Below are 17,895 nucleotides of genomic sequence, written 5' to 3'. Positions count from 1 at the left end.
TTTCGGCAGTTGGTGTAACCGGTGACACCGTCCGTCGATTCCCCACCCGTGCCCCCGCGCGGTCAGCGGGTGCACCAGACGATCGAGCAGCTCCGGGGCCGGATCCTCGGCGGCGAATGGCCGGTCGGTGGACGCATCCCCACCGAGCCGCAGTTGGTGACGGCGCTCGGGGTGGGGCGCAACACCGTCCGTGAGGCCGTCCGGGCGCTGGTGCACGCCGGGGTGCTGGAGTGCCGGCAGGGCTCCGGGACGTACGTGGTGTCGACCGACGAGCTGGCCCCGGTGGTGGCCCGCCGGCTCACCGACGACCGGATGGCCGAGGTGGTCGAGGTCCGCCGGGCGTTCGAGGTCGAGGCGGCCCGGTTGGCCGCGCTGCGGCGTACCCCGGAAGATCTGGTGGCGCTCGACGACGCGCTCGCCACCCGGGAGGCCGCCTGGCGGTCGGGCCGGGTCGGCGAGTTCGTGGAGGCGGACGTCGCGCTGCACACGGCGGTGGTCGCCGCCGCCCACAACACCATGCTGGCCGAGCTGTACGCCTCGGTCGGCGCGGCCCTGCGCAGCACCGTCGCGCACGCGATCGGCGACACCCTGCAACCCCAGCGGTACGTCGACCACGGCCGGCTGGTGGCGGCGATCCGGGACGGCGATCCCGGGCGGGCGGCGATCGAGGCCGGGGCTTTTCTGGAGCCGCCGTCCGGGGCATAGATTGTCCCCGACGGAGAATCGGACGGCACAGGAGTGCAGCAGATGCTCAAGGGCTTCAAAGACTTCATCATGCGCGGCAACGTCGTCGACCTGGCGGTCGGTGTCGTCATCGGTGCCGCGTTCACGGGCGTGGTCACCCAGCTGACCAAGTCGTTCCTCGAACCACTGGTCCGGGTCATCATCGTGCTGATCACCGGCAACCAGAAGGGCCTCAGCGGCTCGACGCCGAAGTTCCGCGACATCCCGTTCGACTGGGTGGCCTTCGTCAACGCGGCGATCACCTTCGCGCTGACCGCGGCGGCGCTCTACTTCCTGGTCGTCTACCCGATGAACCGGCTCGCCGAGCGGCGCAAGCGGGGCGAGGAGCCGCCGCCCGCCGCCCCCAGCGAGGAGGTCAAGCTGCTCACCGAGATCCGCGACGCGCTGCTGGCCGGCGGCCCCACCGCTCCGGGGCAGCGCGGCGCGCTCGACGACGTGCTCGGACGCCGGACGGAGCCGCCCGCCCCGCGCTGACCGACCGGTGCACATCGGCCCCTGCGGAATTCCCGCAGGGGCCGACTTCTGTCGTACACATGTTCGATAGAGTCCGGCCATGGAGCAGCGTAGGCACTGGTGGAACGGCAAATGGGGACGACTGGCCCGGCGGGACGTGTTCCTCCGGGTCGACGCCGACCGGTGGCACGTCGAGCAGCGGGCCGGCGGCGCGGAGGGCGTCTCCCAGTTCTACGAGTACGGCAGCGTCGACGAGGCCGAGGAGACCGTCCGGGCCCTGCTGGAGGGGACGGACGCCTGGCGGGAGCTGTCCCCGCGCCCGCCCGGTGCCTGGGGCCCGGCGGTTTAGCGGTGGGTGGGGCAGGGAACCGCCCGGGGATGGAGCAGCAGGGCATGGCAGAGCGGGCGGTCATCTCCCGGGTCACCACCGGCATGCGGGTGGTCGACACCGTCGGGGTCGAGATCGGCACCGTCGACCTCGTCCAGCGGGGCGACCCCAACGCGGTGACCGTGCAGGCGTCGACCGCCGACCCGGGCGGCAGCCTGGACGAGCTGATCGAGTCGGTGGCCGTCGAGGAGCCGGACGTCCCGGCCGACCTCGCCGCCCGCCTGCTGCGCACCGGCTACCTCAAGGTCTCCACCGAACTGGCCCGCACCGGCGCGGTGTACGTGCTGGCCGACCAGATCGCCACGGTCACCGACGACCAGGTACGCCTGCACGTCCCCGTCGGCGACCTGCCTCCGGAGGAGTGACCCGCCCCCGCCCCTCACCACCTGCGCTGGCCGGAGACGGGCTGTCGGCGGCCGGTCGGCCGCGCCGGGCGGGCCGCCGGGCGGCGGCGCGCTTGCGTCGCGCGGGGATCTCAGCTGCTCGCGTGCGCCGATCGATCCCACCGGCTGGGGGCAACAACCCTGCCATGCATCCTTTAGAGCTGATGACGTAAACGAATCATCGACGACCCGGCCGCCTCGGCGCGCAAAGCAACCCCGCGGGTCGCCCCGGCTGCCTAAGCCACCGTCTTGAACGGGGTGATTCAGAGCCATCCGGCGGGGTGGGAGTGGGTGAGCCGTCAACGTCATCAGCTCTAAAGGACCCGTAGAGGTATCACCGCCCGCCGAGGACTCACCTCCAGGATGCAGCGGGAAGAGGTCCGGAAGAAGCCGGAAGGAGTTGGTCATGGCGGAGGTGGCCCGGCAGAGCCCGGGGTTCGTCCGTGGCTGGTGGGGGTCGGGCGAGGCGGACCAGGCGACCGGGCACGCCCTGGTGTTGTTGGACAGCCGGGAGCACGCGCTGGAGTTCGCGGCGACCGTCGAACAGTACGTGCCGGACGCGCGACTGCGGGTGGTGGCGGTCGAGGCGACCGTCAGCGCCCCGTGACCTGCCCGGACTGGGCCGGAGCCGGCGTCCGGCGTTGGAAGAGCAGCAGCATCAGCCAGCCGGCCAACAGTCCCCAGAACGCCCCACCCACGCCGAGCAGACTCACCCCCGAGGCGGTGACCACGAACGTCACCACGGCGGCCTCCCGGCTCTGTGGGTCGGACGCGGGGGCGGGGGCGAGCGCCGAGGAGAGTGCACCGGCCAACGCGCCGAGCAGCGCGAGCCCGGCGACCGCCTCGATGAGCACCGGCGGGGAGAGCAGCACCAGCGTGGTCGCCGCGCCGGCGCCGAGCCCGAGCAGCGCCAGGCCGATGCCGGCGGTCACCGAGGCGATCCAGCGCCGGTCCGGATCGGGGTGGGCGTCGGGGCCGGCGGCGAGGGCGGCGGTGATCGCGGCGAGATTGACGGCGTGTCCGCCGGTGGCGGCACCGAGCGCACTGGCCAGCCCGGTGGCGCGCAGCGCCGGGGCGAGCGGCGGCCGGTAGCCGAAGCCGCGCAGCACCGCCGTGCCGGGCACGTTCTGCGCGGCCATGGTGACCAGGAACAGCGGCAGCGCCAGGCCGAACACGGCGGGCAGGGTGAACGCCGGCACGGTCGGCGACACCACCGGCCGCAGGTCACCGGGGGTGACTCCCACGCCGGTCGTGGTCAGGGCGATCGCCACCGCCGCCGCCACCAGCGCGGCCGGCACCGCCCACCGGGGGGCGAACCGGTGCAGCACCAGCCAGGTGACGATCACCGGGGCGGCCAGGGCCGGCACCTCGACCAGCGCGCGTACCGGGGCGGTGCACAGCGGCAGCAGCACCCCGGCCAGCATCGCGGCCGCCACCGGGGCGGGGATCGCGGCCACCGCCCGGCCGAGGGCGGGGAAGAGGCCGGCGGTGACGATGAGCAGCCCGCACAGCGCGAACGCGCCCACGGCGGCGGGCCAGCCGCCGGGGACCGGCCCGGTGGCGACCAGCAGCGCCGCGCCCGGCGTGGACCAGGCGATCGCGATCGGCATCCGGTGCCGCAGGCCGAGCCAGACAGCGCAGATTCCGGCGGCGACACTCACCGTGAGCAGCCCGGAGGCGGCCTGCGCCTCGCTGGCACCGACCGCCCGCAGCCCGGCGAGCACGACGGTGAACGAGCTGGCGAAGCCGACCACGGCGGTCACCACGCCGGCCAGCACCGGTTGCAACCGATCCCCCACCACAGCCTCCCTCGCGTCCGTTCCCGCCGACGACCCGCAGACCGCCCCGGCGTGCCGGGTCGGGTCGGGCGCCATCGTTCCGTTTACGGAACGGCGGCGTGTAGCACCATAGCCGGATGACCCCGCCTCGCCCAGCCCGCCGGCCCCCGCTCGACGCCGACGCCGGGGCGGTCGGCCAGCGGATCCGCGCCCTCCGCGCCGAGCGTGGGGTCTCCCTGTCCACGCTCGCCCGGGCCGCCGGGGTCGGGAAGGCCACCCTCTCGGCGCTGGAGAACGGCACCCGCAACCCCACCCTGGAGACGCTCTACGCGATCACCGCCCAGCTCGGCGTGCCGCTGGCCGCCGTGCTCGCCGGGCCCGCCGCCACCCCGACCGTGCGGGGCGCCACGGTCGTCGCCACCCTGCTGGAGTCGTTCACCGACACCGACGCCAGTTACGAGCTGTACCGGTTGCGGGTCCGCCCCGGCGGGGAACAGGTCTCCCCCGCCCACCGGCCCGGGGTCACCGAACACGTCACGGTCTTCGCCGGGATGCTCCGCGCCGGCCCGCTCGACGCCCCGCTGACCGCCGCCGCCGGTGGCCACCTGCGCTGGACCTCCGACGTGCCGCACGGCTACGCCGCCCTCGGCGACGAGGAGGTCGCCGCCAGCCTGCTGCTGCGCTACCCCCGCAGCTGACCCGCGCCCGGCACCCGGTGCTGCACCGCCCAGAGCGCCGCCTCGGTACGCGACGCGGAACCGGTCTTGCGCAGCAGGTTCGACACGTGCACGGTCACCGTCCGCACCGAGATGCCCAACGCCCGCGCGGCCTGCTTGTTGGACATCCCGGCGACCAGGCAGCCGAGCACGTCCACCTCCCGACCGGTCAGCTCGGCGACGGGTGGGGCGGCGGGCCGGGGCACGGGCCTGCGCTCCGGCGTCCGCAGGTGTTCCGGCAGCGGCTCACGCACCAGCGCCGCCATCCCCCGACCCGCGTGTACGGCCAACAGCTCGGTGAGCGCGTACGGGTTGCCGCCGGTGCGTTGCCAGACCGCGGCACAGACCCGCGCCGGTGGCGGGCCCTCGTCGTACACCTGGGTGAGGATCTCCGCCACCTCGGCGACGCCGAGCGGGCCGAGATGCTGGCGCACCGCACCGCGTACCCCGCAGAGGCGGGCCAGGACGCGGCGGGTGAGGTCCGGTGCGACCGCGTCGGCCGGCGGCCGGCTCGCCACCACCAGCAGCGCCGGCAGCTGCGGCGCGGTGGCCAGCTCGACGACCAGGTTGAGGCTGGCCGGGTCGAGGTCGTGTAGGTCCTCCACCACCAGCACGGCCGGGCCGGCACCCACCAGCAACCGGACGGTACGCACGGCGAGCCGCAGCAGCGTGCCGGGGGCGTACCGCTCGCGCGGCGCGGTCGGCTGCTGCGCCAGCCAGGCCAGCGCGTCCGGTGGCAGGTCCAGGGTCCCGACGTCGCGGACGCTGAGCACCGCCGCCAACCAGTCGTAGGGGGCCGGATCGTGCACCCGCGCCGTGCCGGTGAGGATCACCGCCGGACGGGGAGCGAGGCGCTCGACGGCTGCCGCGACCAGCAGGCTCTTGCCCACCCCTGCGGCCCCGGTGATCACCGTGACGGCGGGTGCCGACCGGCCCGATCCGGCCACGGTGGACCACGCCCGGTCGAGCTCCGCCAGCTCTCCGACGCGACCCACCATCGACACCGGGATCATTTCTCCCACCCTACGTACTAGTGCGTAGAGACGGAGGGAGGGTGTATCCGGCAAGCTTGACGCATGACGCTGATCCTCCGCTCGGCCATCCTCAACGACGTCGGCCTGGTCCGCACCAACAACGAGGACTCAGCCCTCGCCGGTGAACGCCTGGTCGCGGTGGCCGACGGCATGGGTGGGCTGCCCGCCGGCGAGGTGGCCAGCGAGATCGTCATCCGCATCCTGGACGAGCTGGTCCCCCCCACCGGCACCGACGAGGCCGCCGAGGCGTTGCGGGCCGTGGTCTCCACCGCCAACCGCCGCATCCGCGCCGCCATCTCCGCCGACCCGGCCCGCGAAGGCATGGGTACGACGCTGACCGCCGGCCTGCTCGCCGGGGACACCCTGGTCCTCGCCCAGGTCGGCGACTCCCGCTGCTATCTGCTGCGCGACGGCGAGCTGACCCAGCTAACCCGGGACGACACCTTCGTCCAGGCGCTGGTCGACCAGGGTGCGCTCTCCCCCGACCAGGCCCGCCACCACCCGCAGCGGTCCCTGGTGACCCGGGCCGTGCAGGGGGCGGACGCGCCACCCGCGATCGGCGTGCTGACCGTGTTCGCCGGGGACCGGGTGCTGCTGTGCAGCGACGGGCTCTCCGACTACGTCGCCGACGAGGCGATCCACGGCGCGCTCACCAGCTACCAGGACCGCCAGCACTGCGGCGAGCAGTTGGTCAAACTGGCCCACCAGGCCGGTGCGCCGGACAACGTCACCGTGGTGGTCTCCGACGTGACCGAGGGCTGAACCGGGCCAACCGGGTTGCGGCCGGCCGCCGGCCGGGTTGGGATGGACGGATGCTCATCCGTCGCCTGGCCGCCGAGGAACGACTGACCACCAGCTTCCCGCTCCAGGCGTACGCCTTCGAAGCGTCCCCGCTGAGCCGGGAACGGGTCGAGGCGTTCCACCGTTACCTGCCCTACAACAAGGGCAACCGGACGCTGGTGGTCGAGGAGGGCGGCGAGGCGCGGGCCACCGCCAGCGCCGTACCGATGCGGCAGAACCTGCGCGGCGCGGTGCTGCCGATGGCCGGGGTCGCCGGGGTGACCACCCACCCGCTGGCCCGCCGCCAGGGTTACGTACGCGCCCTGCTGCGTCAACTCCTCGACGAGATGCGCGACGGCGGGCACCCGGTGAGCGCGCTGTACCCGTTCCGGGCCAGCTTCTACGAGCGGTTCGGTTACGTGGGGCTGCCCCGGGCGCGTACCGCCCGGTTCTCCCCGGCCGACCTGGCTCCGCTGCTGCGCGCCGAGCTGCCCGGCACGGTGACCTGGGAACGGATCGGCTCCGGGTACGCCCGCTACCGGTCGTTCACCGAGCGGTGCCTGCGGGAGCGGCACGGCTTCGCGATCTTCCCCGAGTTCCGGGACGTCGGGCTGCGTGACCGGGACGACCGTTGGCTGATCACCGCGACGATCGACGGCAGCGTCGTCGGCGCGCTCACCTACCGGATCGACGACCACGGTGGTGAACTGATCGGGGACGACCTGCTCGCCGCCGACCCGTACGCGCGCGCCCTGCTGTTGCAGTTCCTCGCCCGGCACGTCGACCAGGTGGAGCGGATCAGCCTCCAGCTCCCCGCCGACGACCTGCCCGAACTGTGGCTGACCGATCTGGCCGTGCACGTCGAGGCCCGGGTGACCCGACCCGGTTCGCCCGCGCCGATGGCCCGCCTGCTCGGTGTGGACGCCCTCGCCGGGCTGCCCGCCGGGCCCGGCCGGGTCCGGGTGGAGCTGGTCGACGACCGTTGGCTCGCCGGCACCCACCTGCTCGACGGCACCTCCGGTCGGTTGGAGCTGTCCTCCGCCGGCCGGTCGGTGGTGACCTCCGGCGTCGCGGTGCCGGCGGTCACGCTCACCGCCGCCGGGTTGTCCGCGCTGGCCTACGGGGTGCTCGACCCGGCCGAGGTGCACCTGCGGGGGCTGGGTGACGTCGGCCCGGAGGCGGCGGCGGAGCTGCGCCGGCTCTTCCCCCGCGCCCTGCCCTACCTCTTCGCCGACTTCTGACCATCCGATCCGCGCCGCGTCCCCGGCCACCCGGATGCCGTCGGGTCGCCGGGCAGCCCGGGTGCCGTCGGGCGGGACCGGGCGCGGGTCTGGTTGACGTGCTCCCGGGGCGGGTACGGTCCCCGGAATGCCACAGTGGTTGCAAGCCGGGGCGTGGGGCCTGTTGGCCGGTTCCGCCCTGCTGATCGGGGCAGCTGTCGGGTACTTCGCCCGGGTGCCCCGCACGGTCGTCGCGTCGATCATGGCGTTCGGCGCGGGCGTGCTGCTCTCCGCCGTGTCGTTCGAGCTGATCGCCGAGGCGCACGATCAGGGTGGTCTGCTGCCGACCACGCTCGGGGCGACGGGCGGGGCGCTGGCGTACACCGGGGCGAACGTGCTCCTCGCCCGACGGGGCGCCCGGCACCGCAAGCGGTCCGGCCAGGAGCAGCCCTCCGAGCAGGAGCAGCCCGGTTCGGGGTCGGCGATCGCGGTGGGTGCACTGCTCGACGGCGTACCCGAATCGGTGGTGATCGGCGCGAGCCTGCTGACCGGCGGCCCGGTCAGCCTGGTCACCGTGGTCGCGGTGTTCCTCAGCAACGTACCGGAGGGGCTGTCGAGCGCCGCCGGGATGCGCCGGGCCGGCCGCTCCCGCCGCTACGTCTTTGCACTGTGGACGGCGATCACCCTGATCAGCGGGGTCGCCGCGCTGCTCGGCAACACCCTGCTGGGCGGTGCCCCACCGGAGGTGCTGGCCACCATCACCGCGCTGGCCGCCGGGGCGATCCTCGCGATGATCACCGACACCATGGTCCCGGAGGCGTTCGAGGACGCGCACCTGCTGGTCGGCCTGATCACCGTCCTGGGCTTCCTCACCGCGTTCGCCCTCTCCCACGCCTGACCCACCCCACCCGACCCGCCCCCACCGCACACCCACATCCCGCCCCTCCGCATACCGAGCCCCGCACTGCGCCACCCCGCACTGCGCTGCGCCACCGCCCCGCACTCGCCCGGCAAGATCGTGCTCGATCCTGGTTGTAGTGGCCTCCTCGCAGGGATGCCACTACAACCAGGATCGAGCGTGACCTTGCCAGCCGCACGAGCCGGCCGCACACGAACAGGACGTGCACGAGTGGGTCGGGCCGGTGGAGGGGCGGGGCGTCGCCGGTCAGTAGGGGTCGCCCTGGCCGGGGGCCCGACCCCGGAGCAGGCCGGCGGGGCGGCCGGGCAGGTCGGCGTCGCCGGACATCGGCGGGCCGGCGGTGTGCGCGCCGTGGGCCATCCCGGCGAACAGTTCCTTCAGCGCGGTCACCGCGTCGATCCGTGGCTGCCAGCCGAGTTCGGTCTCGGCCCGGGCGCTGGACATCAGCGGTGCGTTGAGCCCCAGTTCGACCCAGCCGGCATCCACCGGTTGCAGCCGCAGCCGCCAGGTCAGCGCGGCGGCGGTACGCAGCACCGGGGCGGCCACCGGCACCGTCCAGCCCTGGAAGTGCCGGGCCACCAGCTCCGGGGTCAGCACCGGGTCCGCGGCGACGTTGAACGCGCCGCGGGCCTCACCGAGGACCGCCCGGGCGTACGCGTCGGCCACGTCGTCGGCGTGCACCGCCTGCATCCGCAGCCGACGGTTGGCCGGTACCAGCGGAATCCGCCCGTACCGCAGCAGCCGCACCGGGGCCAGCGGCCCGAGGAAGTACCTGGTGATCTCGGTGCCCGCGTCCCGTTGGAAGATCAGCCCGGGGCGCAGCCGGACCACCCTCAGCTGCGGGTGTGCGGCCTCGACGGTGTCCAGCATCGCCTCGACCTCGGCCTTGTCCCGGCTGTACGAGGAGCCGGGCACCCCGGTAGCCGGCCACCGCTCGCTGATCGGGTGGTCCTTCGGGCCGGGCGCGTAGGTGCCGACCGACGAGGCGTACACCAGGGCGGGCACCCCGGCCCGGACGACGGCCTCGGTCACCGCGCGGCTGCCGCCGACGTTGGTCCGGTGCAGGGTGCGTTGGTCGTGGCTGGGTTGGATCTGCCAGGCCAGGTGCACGACGGCATCGGCCTGCGTGAAGATCGCGGTGAGCTGGTCGACCGCGCCCGGCGCCCCGACGTCGCAGGAGTGCCAGCGCATCCCGGCGTAGGGTGCCCCGACGTCCGGGCCGGGCAGCCGGCGGGCGACGCCGACAAGGTCCAGCCCCGGTTCCCGGCCCAGCCGGCGCAGCACCGCCGTGCCCACGTTGCCACTGGCCCCCACGATCACGATCCGCATACCGGCTGCGGTACCCGCTGCACCCGACTCCAACCCCGCACCGCATCGCCAACCCCGCACCGCGACTCCAACCCCGCACCGCATCGCCAACCCCGAGGCCGGGCCGACCCCGTGGCCAGACCGAGCCGGCCGTGGCCGCCGGCGAGGGGCGGCGTCCGGTCGACCGGACGCCGCCCCTCGCCGTGCCGGACGGCCCCGCCGGCACCGTCTCCCGATCGCGGGTCAGCCGCCGGCCGGGGTACGGGCCGGGCCGTTGTCGACCAGCCGGAACGTGCTCCGCAGCGGCGCGTCGCCCAACTCCTCCAGGATCAGCCCACGGCTCGGCGAGAACTGGAGGAACGCCGAGTTGTTGCTGATCGCGTACGCGCCCTTGCCCGCGCTCGCGATGGTGAACAGCTGGGCCGACTTACGGGGGTTGCAGGCCGCCCCCTCGACGGTGAGCGACCCGCCGTTGGCCGGGTTGACCACCTGCCAGCAGGCCGGGTCGTCGCTGGCGGGGTGGTTGTCGCGCTTGCCGTACGACTTGATCAGGTATTTGCCGGCACCGGCCGGCGTCGGCACGAACAACTGGCGTCCGCTGTCGTCGTCGACCTCGACCAGCGCGCCGCCGTCCAGGGACACCCCGGACTCGGTCGACTGCACGCGGACGATGGTGACCTCCCGCTTGCCCGACAGCACCGGGGCCGGGCTGGCCGTGGCCGCCGGCTTCCCGGTGGGCTTGGACGGCGCCGGGGTCGGCGGGGACGTCGCCGGGTCGGCGGGCAGCGCCGTGCCGCTGGGCGTCGCGGCAGCGGACGGCGTGCCGGTGCTCGACGGCGTGGCGCTGCCCGACGCGGCCCCGGTGGGCGTGGCGGTGGTGTCCCCGCAGGCCATCAGCGCCCCGGAGCACACCAGCAGCGCCATCCCGGTAATCCACTTCACCTTCGCCATGCCGTGCTCCTCCACCCGGCCCCGCGGTCGTTCGCGGGGGTCGTCCACCTGAGCTTCCCGCCAGCGGTGATCGCACCGCGGCACACACTGGACGCCGGTGACCGTCCGCCGGTTTCGCGGTGTCCGGAGAAATTCGGCGGGGTGCTCCGGCCGGGCGTTCCCGGCGGGCTTCCGCCCCGCTGCCGTGACACACGTCACGTCATTCGGGTGGGCGTGATCGACCACGGCTCATACCGAATGTCTGACCAGTACGAATGGCGCGACCGTCCACAGTCGCCGGATTGTGGCCCGGTGCCTGACCGGATAGACGGTAGGGTTGGCACACATCGGCGTCGACCAGTGGCGCAGGACCGCTGGTGTCTATGGCTTGACCAGGATTGGATACGACGACTTGGCGCACAAACAGGCCGACCGCGAAGACCCGCGCCGCGCCTCAGACGATCAGGCCCCCCCGACGACATCGGGTCGGCGTGCCGGTCGACCGCAGTCAATCAAACGACGCGTGATCAGGCTGGTGCTCATTCCCAGCGTCGTCGCCCTGGTCGTCTGGCTCGTCGCCTCCGGCTATCTCATCTTCCAGGGCTTCTACAACCGTCAGGTCGCCAACAGCGTCCGGCAGGTGTCGATCCCGGCGGTGTCCGCGTTGTCGTCGATCCAGCAGGAACGGCGGCTGAGCGTCAGCTACCTGACCCAGCCGTCGCGGGACCTGAGCAGGCTCATCGAGCAGCGGCAGCAGACCGACCAGCTGCTGGCGGCCCTGCGCCCCGCCGCCGACTCGGCGCTGGCCAGCGCCCCGGACTCGATCGTGACGCGGTGGGAGACGCTGGCCGGTCTGTTGGACGAAATGGCCAGCGTACGGAGCACCATCGATTCCCGGTCCGCCAACGGGACGGGTGTCTACGATTTCTACAACCGGCTGCTCGACGCCGCGACCGGCCTCTTCGACACGCAGGCGAGAATCGTCCCGGACGTCATCGCCGCCCAGGGTGGCATCGCCGCGACCGAGGCGTTCCGGGCCAGTGACCTGATGTCGCGGGCCGGTTCCACCATTGACGGTGCTTTCGGTGCGCGCACCCTCAGCCCGGAGGACCATCTCGACTTCACCAACCTGGTGGGGGCCTATCACGCCGGCCTCACCAACGTGGCGCCACACCTGGAACCGCAGGCCCGCCGACGCTATGCCGAGATCACCGCGAGCGACTCCTGGAAGCAACTCGTCGCGGCGGAAAAGGCGCTGGTCAGCAATGGGCCCTGGCGTTCCGGGGCGCCCCGCGCGCTGTCGTTCAACCGGGCCCAGTGGGAAACCCTCACCCGACAGGTCTCCGACGATCTGATCAATCTGACCGTGGTGCAGGCCGACACCGTGTCGGCCCGGACGCTGCGTACCGGCAACACCCAGCTCCTGACCGCTTCCCTGGGCAGTCTGATCGCGTTGCTCGTCGTCATCGCCGCGATCATCTGGGCGGTCCGCCAGTCGCAGATCCTGGTGGACCGGGCGCTGTCGGTCCGCCTGGCCCAGCTGGGCCGGGACGCCGAGTCGGTGGTCGACAAGCAGCTACCGGCCATGATGGAGCGGCTACGCCGGCGGGAGAAGGTCGACCTGGCGGCCGAGTTGCCCCTGCAGGATTACGGCAGTGACGAGATCGGTCGGGTCGCCGAGGTGATCAACCGCTCGTTGCAGGCGGCGGCGGGCGCTGCCGTCGACGAGGCGAAGACCCGGGCGGCCGGCATCGCGATGCTGATGGGTGTCGCGCGCCGTCCGCAACGCCCGCTGCAACGCGGTCTGAAGGTCATCGAGGATCTGCAGAACCGGATCGGTGACGAGAAGCTGCTGGCGGAGCTGTTCGACATCAACCACCAGCTCACCCAGACCCGCCGTTTCCTGGAGAACCTCGTCATCCTGGCCGGCGGCCAGATCGGTCGCCGCTTCCAGAACCCGGTGCCGGTCCGGCGGGTGCTGTTGGCGGCCTTCGCGGAGGCCCAGCAGTACCAGCGCATCACGTTGCGCAGCGCACCCGACGTGGCGGTGGTGGGGCCGGCGGTCGCCGGCACCGTCCACCTGGTGGCCGAGTTGCTGGACAACGCGTTGGCGTTCTCCCCGCCGGAGACCACGGTCTGGGTCACCTGCATCGAGGTCAAGCGCGGCATCGCGGTGGAGATCGAGGACGCCGGTGTGGGTATGCGGGCGGACGCGCTGGAACGGGCGAACGAGCTGTTGGCCACCGCGCCGACCCCGGACGTGACGGCGCTCAAGGACGGCGCGCAGGTCGGTCTGCACGTGGTGGCGGAACTGGCCAAGCGGGACGGCGTCCAGGTGAGCCTGCGCGCTTCGGCGTACGGGGGTCTGCTGGCGATCGTGCTGCTGCCCGACCGGGTGATCGCCACCGACCCGTTCCCCGCCGACCTGGACCGCACCGACCCGGGCGTCCTGCCGCTCGGCACGGTCGCCACGGCGATGTCGCGTCCCGGCGTCGGTGCGGTGCTGCCGGTCGGCGGTGGCCGGCGTGAGCTGCACCCCGCCGCCGGGGCCCGGCCCGCCGCCATGGTGGCCACGGCGGCGGGTGGGTCGGTGCAGGCACCGGCCGATCCTGCCGGGGGCCGGCAGCCTGACCGCATCGGGGGCATCATGACCGACGTTCCGGCGCAGCGTGGTGTGGTCCGCAGTGGTGCGTCCGGCCCCCAGGTCGCCGACCGGCCGCCCCTGCCGCACCGACGGCCGCAGCAGCATCTCGCTCCCGAGCTGCGCGAGGAGGGCCTGCCCGCACCGGCGTCCGAGGCGGCCCCGGCTGCCGTGCGGTCACCCGAGGAGGCCAGGGACCGGTTCACCAGATACCAGCGGGCCTGGGCCGCTGGTCGGGCGGCGAAAAACGGAGATCCAGCCAGCAGAGACGACCAAGGCAGGAAAGTATGACCCACTCGGCACCGCAGAACGATCTGACCTGGATCCTGGACGATCTGGTAGAGGTCCCTGACGTTGTCTACGCGGTTGTCCTGTCCACCGACGGGCTGATCGTGCAGAAGTCCACGTCGCTCCCGCAGGACGCCGGGGAACTGCTGGCGGCCGGCGCGTCGTCCCTGCACAGCATCGCGGCGGGGATGGGCCGACGGTTCGACAGCGGCCCGGTCCAGCAGGTCATCATCGAGTACGAGGGACGGACGCTGTTCGTCGCCGCCGCCGGCCAGAACGCCCGGTTGGCGGTGCTCTGTGAGCAGTCCGTCGACATGGGCACCGTCGCGTACGAGATGAGTCGCCTGGTGACCCGGATCGGCGACTACCTCGGCTCCGAGGCCCGCCTCGACGGCGTGATGCTCGCCGACCGACCCGGACTGAAATCGTGACCCACGACGTGTGGGACGGCGACGACGAGGCGGAGGCCGGCCGGCTCGTGCCGCTCTACATCCTCGTCAACGGGCGGACGAGTCCCCGTAACACCAGCCTCGACCTGGCCACCCAGGTGATCGCCCTGCCGGCCGACCAGACCCGGCTGGAGCAGGAATACCGGGAGATCCTCCAGCAGTGCACCGGTTGGATCTCCATTGCCGAGATCGGCGCCTACCTGCACCGTCCGCTCACCATCACCAAGGTGATGGTCGACGTGCTCCACGAGCAGGGCTTTCTGGATATCGGCTCGCCGGCACAGGAAAAGATCGCCGACCGGTGGCTGCTGGAGACGGTACTCGCCGGCCTCCAGCGGATCTAGACAAGAGGGACTGATACACGTGGATCGGAAATCGGTGAAGGTCGTCGTGGCGGGTGGCTTCGGCACCGGCAAGACGACCCTGGTCGGATCGGTCAGCGAGATTCCGCCACTGGTCACCGAGGAGGTCCTCACCCAGGCCAGCATCGGTGTCGACGACATCACCGGTGTCGAGGGCAAGACCAGCACCACTGTCGCGTTGGACTTCGGTCGGATCACCATCAGCAACGACGTGGTGCTCTACCTGTTCGGCACCCCGGGGCAGGACCGGTTCTGGTTCATCTGGGACGAGCTGGCGCAGGGTGCGGTGGGGGCGATCGTGCTGGTCGACACCCGCCGGCTCGGCACCAGCTTCCCGGCGGTCGACTACTTCGAGCGCCGGGGTATCCCCTTCGTCGCCGCCGTCAACCGCTTCTACGGTGAGTGTCCCTACACCGAGGAGGAGATCCGCGCCGCGCTGGAGTTGGACGAGACCGTGCCGCTGCTGTGGTGTGACGCGCGGGACCGGGCCTCCAGCAAGCAGGCGTTGATCGAGTTGGTGCGGCACGCCCTGACCCGGTTGCCCGCCACGGCCTGAGCGGCGGGCGGCGGCCTCCGACCCACCTGAGCGGCGACCCACGACTGTGGTGCCGCCAGGCAGGGCGGTGGTGCACGCCGGCCCGGGCCGTGGGGCCCGGGCCGGAGCCGCAGCGTCGCGGGTGTGGTCAGTCGGCGCTGCCCGCCGCCGTCAGCGGCGTCAACCGCACCTTGAAGTGACGCAGCAGGGGTGGTGACGAGACCACCCGGTAGCCGGGGACCCGCCCGGGTTCCTTGGCGATGTCGGCGAGTACGGCGGCCACGTACTCGAGGTGGGTGTCGGTGTAGACCCGGCGTGGGATGGCCAGGCGCACCAGCTCGAAGGGGGCCGGGGTGACCAGCCGGTGCCGGTCGTCCATCCCGCCGAGGTAGAGCGAGCCCAGTTCGGCGCAGCGGATGCCCCCGTCGAGGTAGAGCTGGCAGCCGAGGGCGTGGCCGGGGAACTCGTGCGGCGACAGGTGCGGCAGCAGCCGGCCGGCGTTGAGGTAGAGGGCGTGGATGCCCGCCGGTTGGACGGTGTCCACCCCGGCTTCGTTGATCAGCTGGGCCATTCGGGCGGTGGAGGCGGCCCGGGCCCGCAGGTAGCCGGGGTCGACCACCTCGCGTAGCCCCTGGGCGAGCCGTTCGAGGTCGTGGCCGGCCAGCCCGCCGTAGGTGGAGAAGCCCTCGGTGGCGATCAGGTTGGCCTCGCACCGGGCGTGCAGGTCGTCGTCGCGTAGCCCGATGAGCCCGCCGATGGCCGACAGGCCGTCCTTCTTGAGGCTCACCACGCAGCCGTCGGCGAGCCCGAAGGCGTGGGTGGCGATCTGTCGTGGCGTCCAGTCCTGGTAGCCCGGCTCGCGCTGCCCGACCAGCCAGGCGTTCTCGGCGAACCGGGCCGCGTCCAGGAAGAACGGCACCCGGTGGCGGCGGCACAGGTCCCGCACGGCGGTGAGGTTGGCCATCGACACCGGTTGCGCGCCGAGACCGTTGTTGGTGATGGTCATCAGGACCAGGCCGACCCGGTCGCGTTCCGGCCCGGTGAGGGTACGTTCCAACGCGTCGAGGTCGATGTCGCCCTTGAACGGTGCCGGGCTGTCGAGGTCGAACGCGGCCGGGCAGGGGAGGTCCCGGGGTTCCGCCCCGGCCAGCTTGACGTTGGCGTGGGTGGTGTCGAAGTGGGTGTTGCTGAGGCAGAGCTGGCCGGGCTTGAGCAGGCCGCTGAAGAGCACGCGTTCGCCGGCCCGGCCCTGGTGCACGGGGAGGATGTGCGGATAGCCGGTGAGGTCGTGGACCTCGTCGCGGAACCGGAACCAGGAGCGTGCCCCGGCGTACGACTCGTCGCCGAGCGCGGCGGCGGCCTCCTGCGCCGCCGAGGTGGCCCCGGTGCCGGAGTCGGACAGCAGGTCGACGGTGATCTGGTCGGCGCGCAGGTTGAACGGGTTGTATCCCGCCTCCGCGAGGGCCGCCCGCCGCTCCTGCGGGCTGAGGAAGGGGATCGGCTCGACCACCTTGATCCGGTACGGGGGCAACATCTGGTGCAGGTCCACGACCACGGTTCGCTCCTTGGGGGATCAGGGGTGTCGAGCGCCGGCCCGGCCGGTGGGGGTCGCCAGTGCCACGAGGTCCACGGTCGACGGTCGGCGTACCGGGGGACTCACCTGGTACGCCTCGGCGGACAGGTAGACGGTCACCCCCGGGCGGGGGGCGCCCAACCGCAACGACAGGTGCGGGATCAGCCCGACCCCGTCGCGTAGCGGCCGGCGGGCCACTGCGGCGAGCGCCCGGTCCAGCACCGTGCGGTCGAACCCGTAGCGGTCCAGCACCGCCACCACCCGGTCGTACGCCTCCTCGTCGTCCCGGACGTAGCCCCGGATCGGCACGTAGAGGCTGTAGCCGACGGGCCGGTCGACCCCCTCGACCAGGGTGTAGCTGCCGACCAGCGGGAGACCGGCGAACCGGGTCCGGCCGCCCCCGGCCAGTGCGGCGAACTCGGCGAGGTTGGTCGCGTCCACGTCGTGGACCACGCCGGCCGCCCGGACGACGTCGGACACCTCGGCGTCGTGGTGGGTCAGGTAGAGCTTGACCCGGGCCTGGGCACCGTCGTGCAGGTCGAGGGCGAAGAACGTCAGCCGGTCCCGGTGACCCAGTTCGCCCGGCCGAATGCCGTGGTCGAGCATCGCCCGGTAGGACCGGCCCAGGCCGAGTCGGTGCAGGGCCTCGGAGACCAGGCCCGGTGCCCGGTCGACCCCGCGGAGTTCCGGATTGAGGTAGACCTTGAACTCGGGGCGTCGTCCGTTGCGGAAGACCAGTGAGCACCAGAGGGCGAAGACACCCTGCGGGTCGTACGTGGCGAACAGGTCGCGTACCGAATCCAGCCGCGTGGTGGAGAGTCCGGCGCGGTGCGCCTGCCGGTCGAGGAACCGCCGGGTGGCGAACATGTTGGTCAACCGGCCGGGTGGCGTTCCCAGCGTCTCGCCGAGAATCCGCACCGTGGGCGGTTCGGTGCCGCTGAAAGCGATGGAGAACTCCACCGGAGTGTGATCGTCGGCGATGTTGGACGGCCAACGCGGCGGGGCCGACAACGGCTGCGGGCCGGCGGGCCCGAGCAGGCTTTCCAGCAGTTCCAGCGGTTCTGCCGCATTGATTCCGCTGGCCTCGCACAAACGCCTCAGCTGGTCGCTCAGACGATCGGAAAGGGAAACCTCGTCCATCGATTCTCTCTCCTGATCATGCCGGCGACCAAAAGAGACCTTAGGAAGCGTTTATCAAGAAGGTCAAGATTGATCACAACTTGCAATGACATAACAGGATCGAGACTGGCAAATCACCCTGAACAATTACCCAGAGTCGCGTACAGGATACGTCACGCGTAGTTGCCGTCCGACGGGGGGTCATCGGCCGGGGTCGAACCCGTCGGGGTGCCCGAAAAGACGTCGGGCCGACGCCAGGTGGCGTCGGCCCGACA

At 72.5% G+C, this 17,895-nt stretch carries 19 protein-coding genes; 13 read left to right on the top strand and 6 right to left on the bottom strand.

Features of this window, described 5'->3' with window-relative positions; all coding sequences use genetic code 11:
- Window positions 1-21 precede the first annotated feature (21 nt).
- From ACQP2H_RS01635 to ACQP2H_RS01615, 5 genes are all read left to right on the top strand, one after another.
- Window positions 22-705: a FadR/GntR family transcriptional regulator gene (locus ACQP2H_RS01635; protein WP_433230626.1), complete on the top strand. Its 684-nt coding sequence runs from the start codon at window positions 22-24 to the stop codon at window positions 703-705.
- A gap of 42 nt (window positions 706-747) precedes the next feature.
- Window positions 748-1,218 carry a large conductance mechanosensitive channel protein MscL gene (gene mscL, locus ACQP2H_RS01630; RefSeq protein ID WP_433230623.1) on the top strand — a complete coding sequence of 157 codons (471 nt, stop codon included), beginning with the start codon at window positions 748-750 and terminating at the stop codon, window positions 1,216-1,218.
- 79 nt (window positions 1,219-1,297) lie between these two features.
- Window positions 1,298-1,546 carry a hypothetical protein gene (locus ACQP2H_RS01625; protein WP_088642027.1) on the top strand — a complete coding sequence of 83 codons (249 nt, stop codon included), beginning with the start codon at window positions 1,298-1,300 and terminating at the stop codon, window positions 1,544-1,546.
- Between the two features lie 44 nt (window positions 1,547-1,590).
- Complete coding sequence (locus ACQP2H_RS01620; protein ID WP_219465726.1) at window positions 1,591-1,950, top strand: hypothetical protein; 360 nt, start codon at window positions 1,591-1,593, stop codon at window positions 1,948-1,950.
- 424 nt (window positions 1,951-2,374) lie between these two features.
- On the top strand, window positions 2,375-2,575 hold the full coding sequence (locus ACQP2H_RS01615; protein ID WP_219465724.1) for a hypothetical protein: 201 nt from the start codon (window positions 2,375-2,377) through the stop codon (window positions 2,573-2,575).
- Here ACQP2H_RS01615 and ACQP2H_RS01610 read toward each other — a convergent pair.
- Window positions 2,562-3,767, bottom strand: coding sequence for a benzoate/H(+) symporter BenE family transporter (locus ACQP2H_RS01610; RefSeq protein WP_357532923.1), 1,206 nt, complete (start codon window positions 3,765-3,767; stop codon window positions 2,562-2,564). The genes ACQP2H_RS01615 and ACQP2H_RS01610 overlap by 14 nt on opposite strands.
- 116 nt (window positions 3,768-3,883) lie before the next feature.
- Here ACQP2H_RS01610 and ACQP2H_RS01605 point away from each other — a divergent pair, with 116 nt between their 5' ends.
- On the top strand, window positions 3,884-4,444 hold the full coding sequence (locus tag ACQP2H_RS01605) for a helix-turn-helix domain-containing protein (protein ID WP_219465716.1): 561 nt from the start codon (window positions 3,884-3,886) through the stop codon (window positions 4,442-4,444).
- Here the strand turns inward: ACQP2H_RS01605 and ACQP2H_RS01600 are convergent.
- A complete protein-coding gene (locus ACQP2H_RS01600; protein WP_357532919.1) occupies window positions 4,429-5,475 on the bottom strand; it encodes a response regulator transcription factor in 1,047 nt (348 codons plus the stop codon). The two genes, ACQP2H_RS01605 and ACQP2H_RS01600, sit on opposite strands and share 16 nt — an antisense overlap.
- A 63-nt stretch (window positions 5,476-5,538) precedes the next feature.
- On the opposite strand from ACQP2H_RS01600, the gene ACQP2H_RS01595 reads away from it, so the two are divergent.
- The 3 genes from ACQP2H_RS01595 (at window position 5,539) to ACQP2H_RS01585 (ending at window position 8,394) form a co-directional block, all read left to right on the top strand.
- A complete protein-coding gene (locus tag ACQP2H_RS01595) occupies window positions 5,539-6,258 on the top strand; it encodes a PP2C family protein-serine/threonine phosphatase (RefSeq protein ID WP_208565430.1) in 720 nt (239 codons plus the stop codon).
- 50 nt (window positions 6,259-6,308) lie between these two features.
- A complete protein-coding gene (locus ACQP2H_RS01590) occupies window positions 6,309-7,517 on the top strand; it encodes a GNAT family N-acetyltransferase (protein WP_433230617.1) in 1,209 nt (402 codons plus the stop codon).
- A gap of 127 nt (window positions 7,518-7,644) precedes the next feature.
- On the top strand, window positions 7,645-8,394 hold the full coding sequence (locus ACQP2H_RS01585; RefSeq protein ID WP_433230614.1) for a ZIP family metal transporter: 750 nt from the start codon (window positions 7,645-7,647) through the stop codon (window positions 8,392-8,394).
- Between the two features lie 267 nt (window positions 8,395-8,661).
- On the opposite strand, the gene ACQP2H_RS01580 is transcribed toward ACQP2H_RS01585, so the two are convergent.
- Both ACQP2H_RS01580 and ACQP2H_RS01575 read right to left on the bottom strand, forming a co-directional pair.
- On the bottom strand, window positions 8,662-9,744 hold the full coding sequence (locus tag ACQP2H_RS01580) for an NAD-dependent epimerase/dehydratase family protein (protein WP_357532916.1): 1,083 nt from the start codon (window positions 9,742-9,744) through the stop codon (window positions 8,662-8,664).
- Window positions 9,745-9,966: 222 nt separating this feature from the next.
- The gene (locus ACQP2H_RS01575; RefSeq protein WP_433230610.1) at window positions 9,967-10,674 is read right to left on the bottom strand and encodes a hypothetical protein; all 708 of its coding nucleotides are present in this window, start codon (window positions 10,672-10,674) and stop codon (window positions 9,967-9,969) included.
- Between the two features lie 502 nt (window positions 10,675-11,176).
- On the opposite strand from ACQP2H_RS01575, the gene ACQP2H_RS01570 reads away from it, so the two are divergent.
- From ACQP2H_RS01570 to ACQP2H_RS01555, 4 genes are read left to right on the top strand one after another with little or no spacing between them, the layout of a single operon-like run.
- A complete protein-coding gene (locus ACQP2H_RS01570; RefSeq protein WP_357532914.1) occupies window positions 11,177-13,585 on the top strand; it encodes a nitrate- and nitrite sensing domain-containing protein in 2,409 nt (802 codons plus the stop codon).
- Window positions 13,582-14,013 (top strand): roadblock/LC7 domain-containing protein, encoded by a 432-nt coding sequence (locus ACQP2H_RS01565; RefSeq protein WP_208565426.1) that lies wholly within the window; start codon window positions 13,582-13,584, stop codon window positions 14,011-14,013. Before ACQP2H_RS01570 ends, ACQP2H_RS01565 begins: the two co-directional genes overlap by 4 nt.
- Window positions 14,010-14,375, top strand: a complete 366-nt coding sequence (locus ACQP2H_RS01560) for a DUF742 domain-containing protein (protein ID WP_208565425.1) — start codon at window positions 14,010-14,012, stop codon at window positions 14,373-14,375. The genes ACQP2H_RS01565 and ACQP2H_RS01560 overlap by 4 nt, the downstream gene beginning before the upstream one ends.
- A gap of 19 nt (window positions 14,376-14,394) precedes the next feature.
- Window positions 14,395-14,949, top strand: a complete 555-nt coding sequence (locus ACQP2H_RS01555; RefSeq protein WP_308290972.1) for a GTP-binding protein — start codon at window positions 14,395-14,397, stop codon at window positions 14,947-14,949.
- Window positions 14,950-15,076: 127 nt separating this feature from the next.
- Here ACQP2H_RS01555 and ACQP2H_RS01550 read toward each other — a convergent pair whose 3' ends face one another.
- Both ACQP2H_RS01550 and ACQP2H_RS01545 read right to left on the bottom strand, forming a co-directional pair.
- Window positions 15,077-16,483 carry a tryptophanase gene (locus ACQP2H_RS01550; RefSeq protein ID WP_308290971.1) on the bottom strand — a complete coding sequence of 469 codons (1,407 nt, stop codon included), beginning with the start codon at window positions 16,481-16,483 and terminating at the stop codon, window positions 15,077-15,079.
- A gap of 18 nt (window positions 16,484-16,501) precedes the next feature.
- The gene (locus ACQP2H_RS01545; protein ID WP_219465705.1) at window positions 16,502-17,641 is read right to left on the bottom strand and encodes a tryptophan dimethylallyltransferase family protein; all 1,140 of its coding nucleotides are present in this window, start codon (window positions 17,639-17,641) and stop codon (window positions 16,502-16,504) included.
- Window positions 17,642-17,895: the final 254 nt, after the last annotated feature.

Origin of the sequence: Micromonospora sp. CA-248260 (genome assembly GCF_050942205.1) — a bacterium.
Classification (GTDB): Bacteria; Actinomycetota; Actinomycetes; order Mycobacteriales; family Micromonosporaceae; genus Micromonospora; species Micromonospora antibiotica.
The sequence above is the reverse complement of the archived record's forward strand: the minus strand, read 5'-3'. Positions and strand labels throughout refer to the sequence as shown.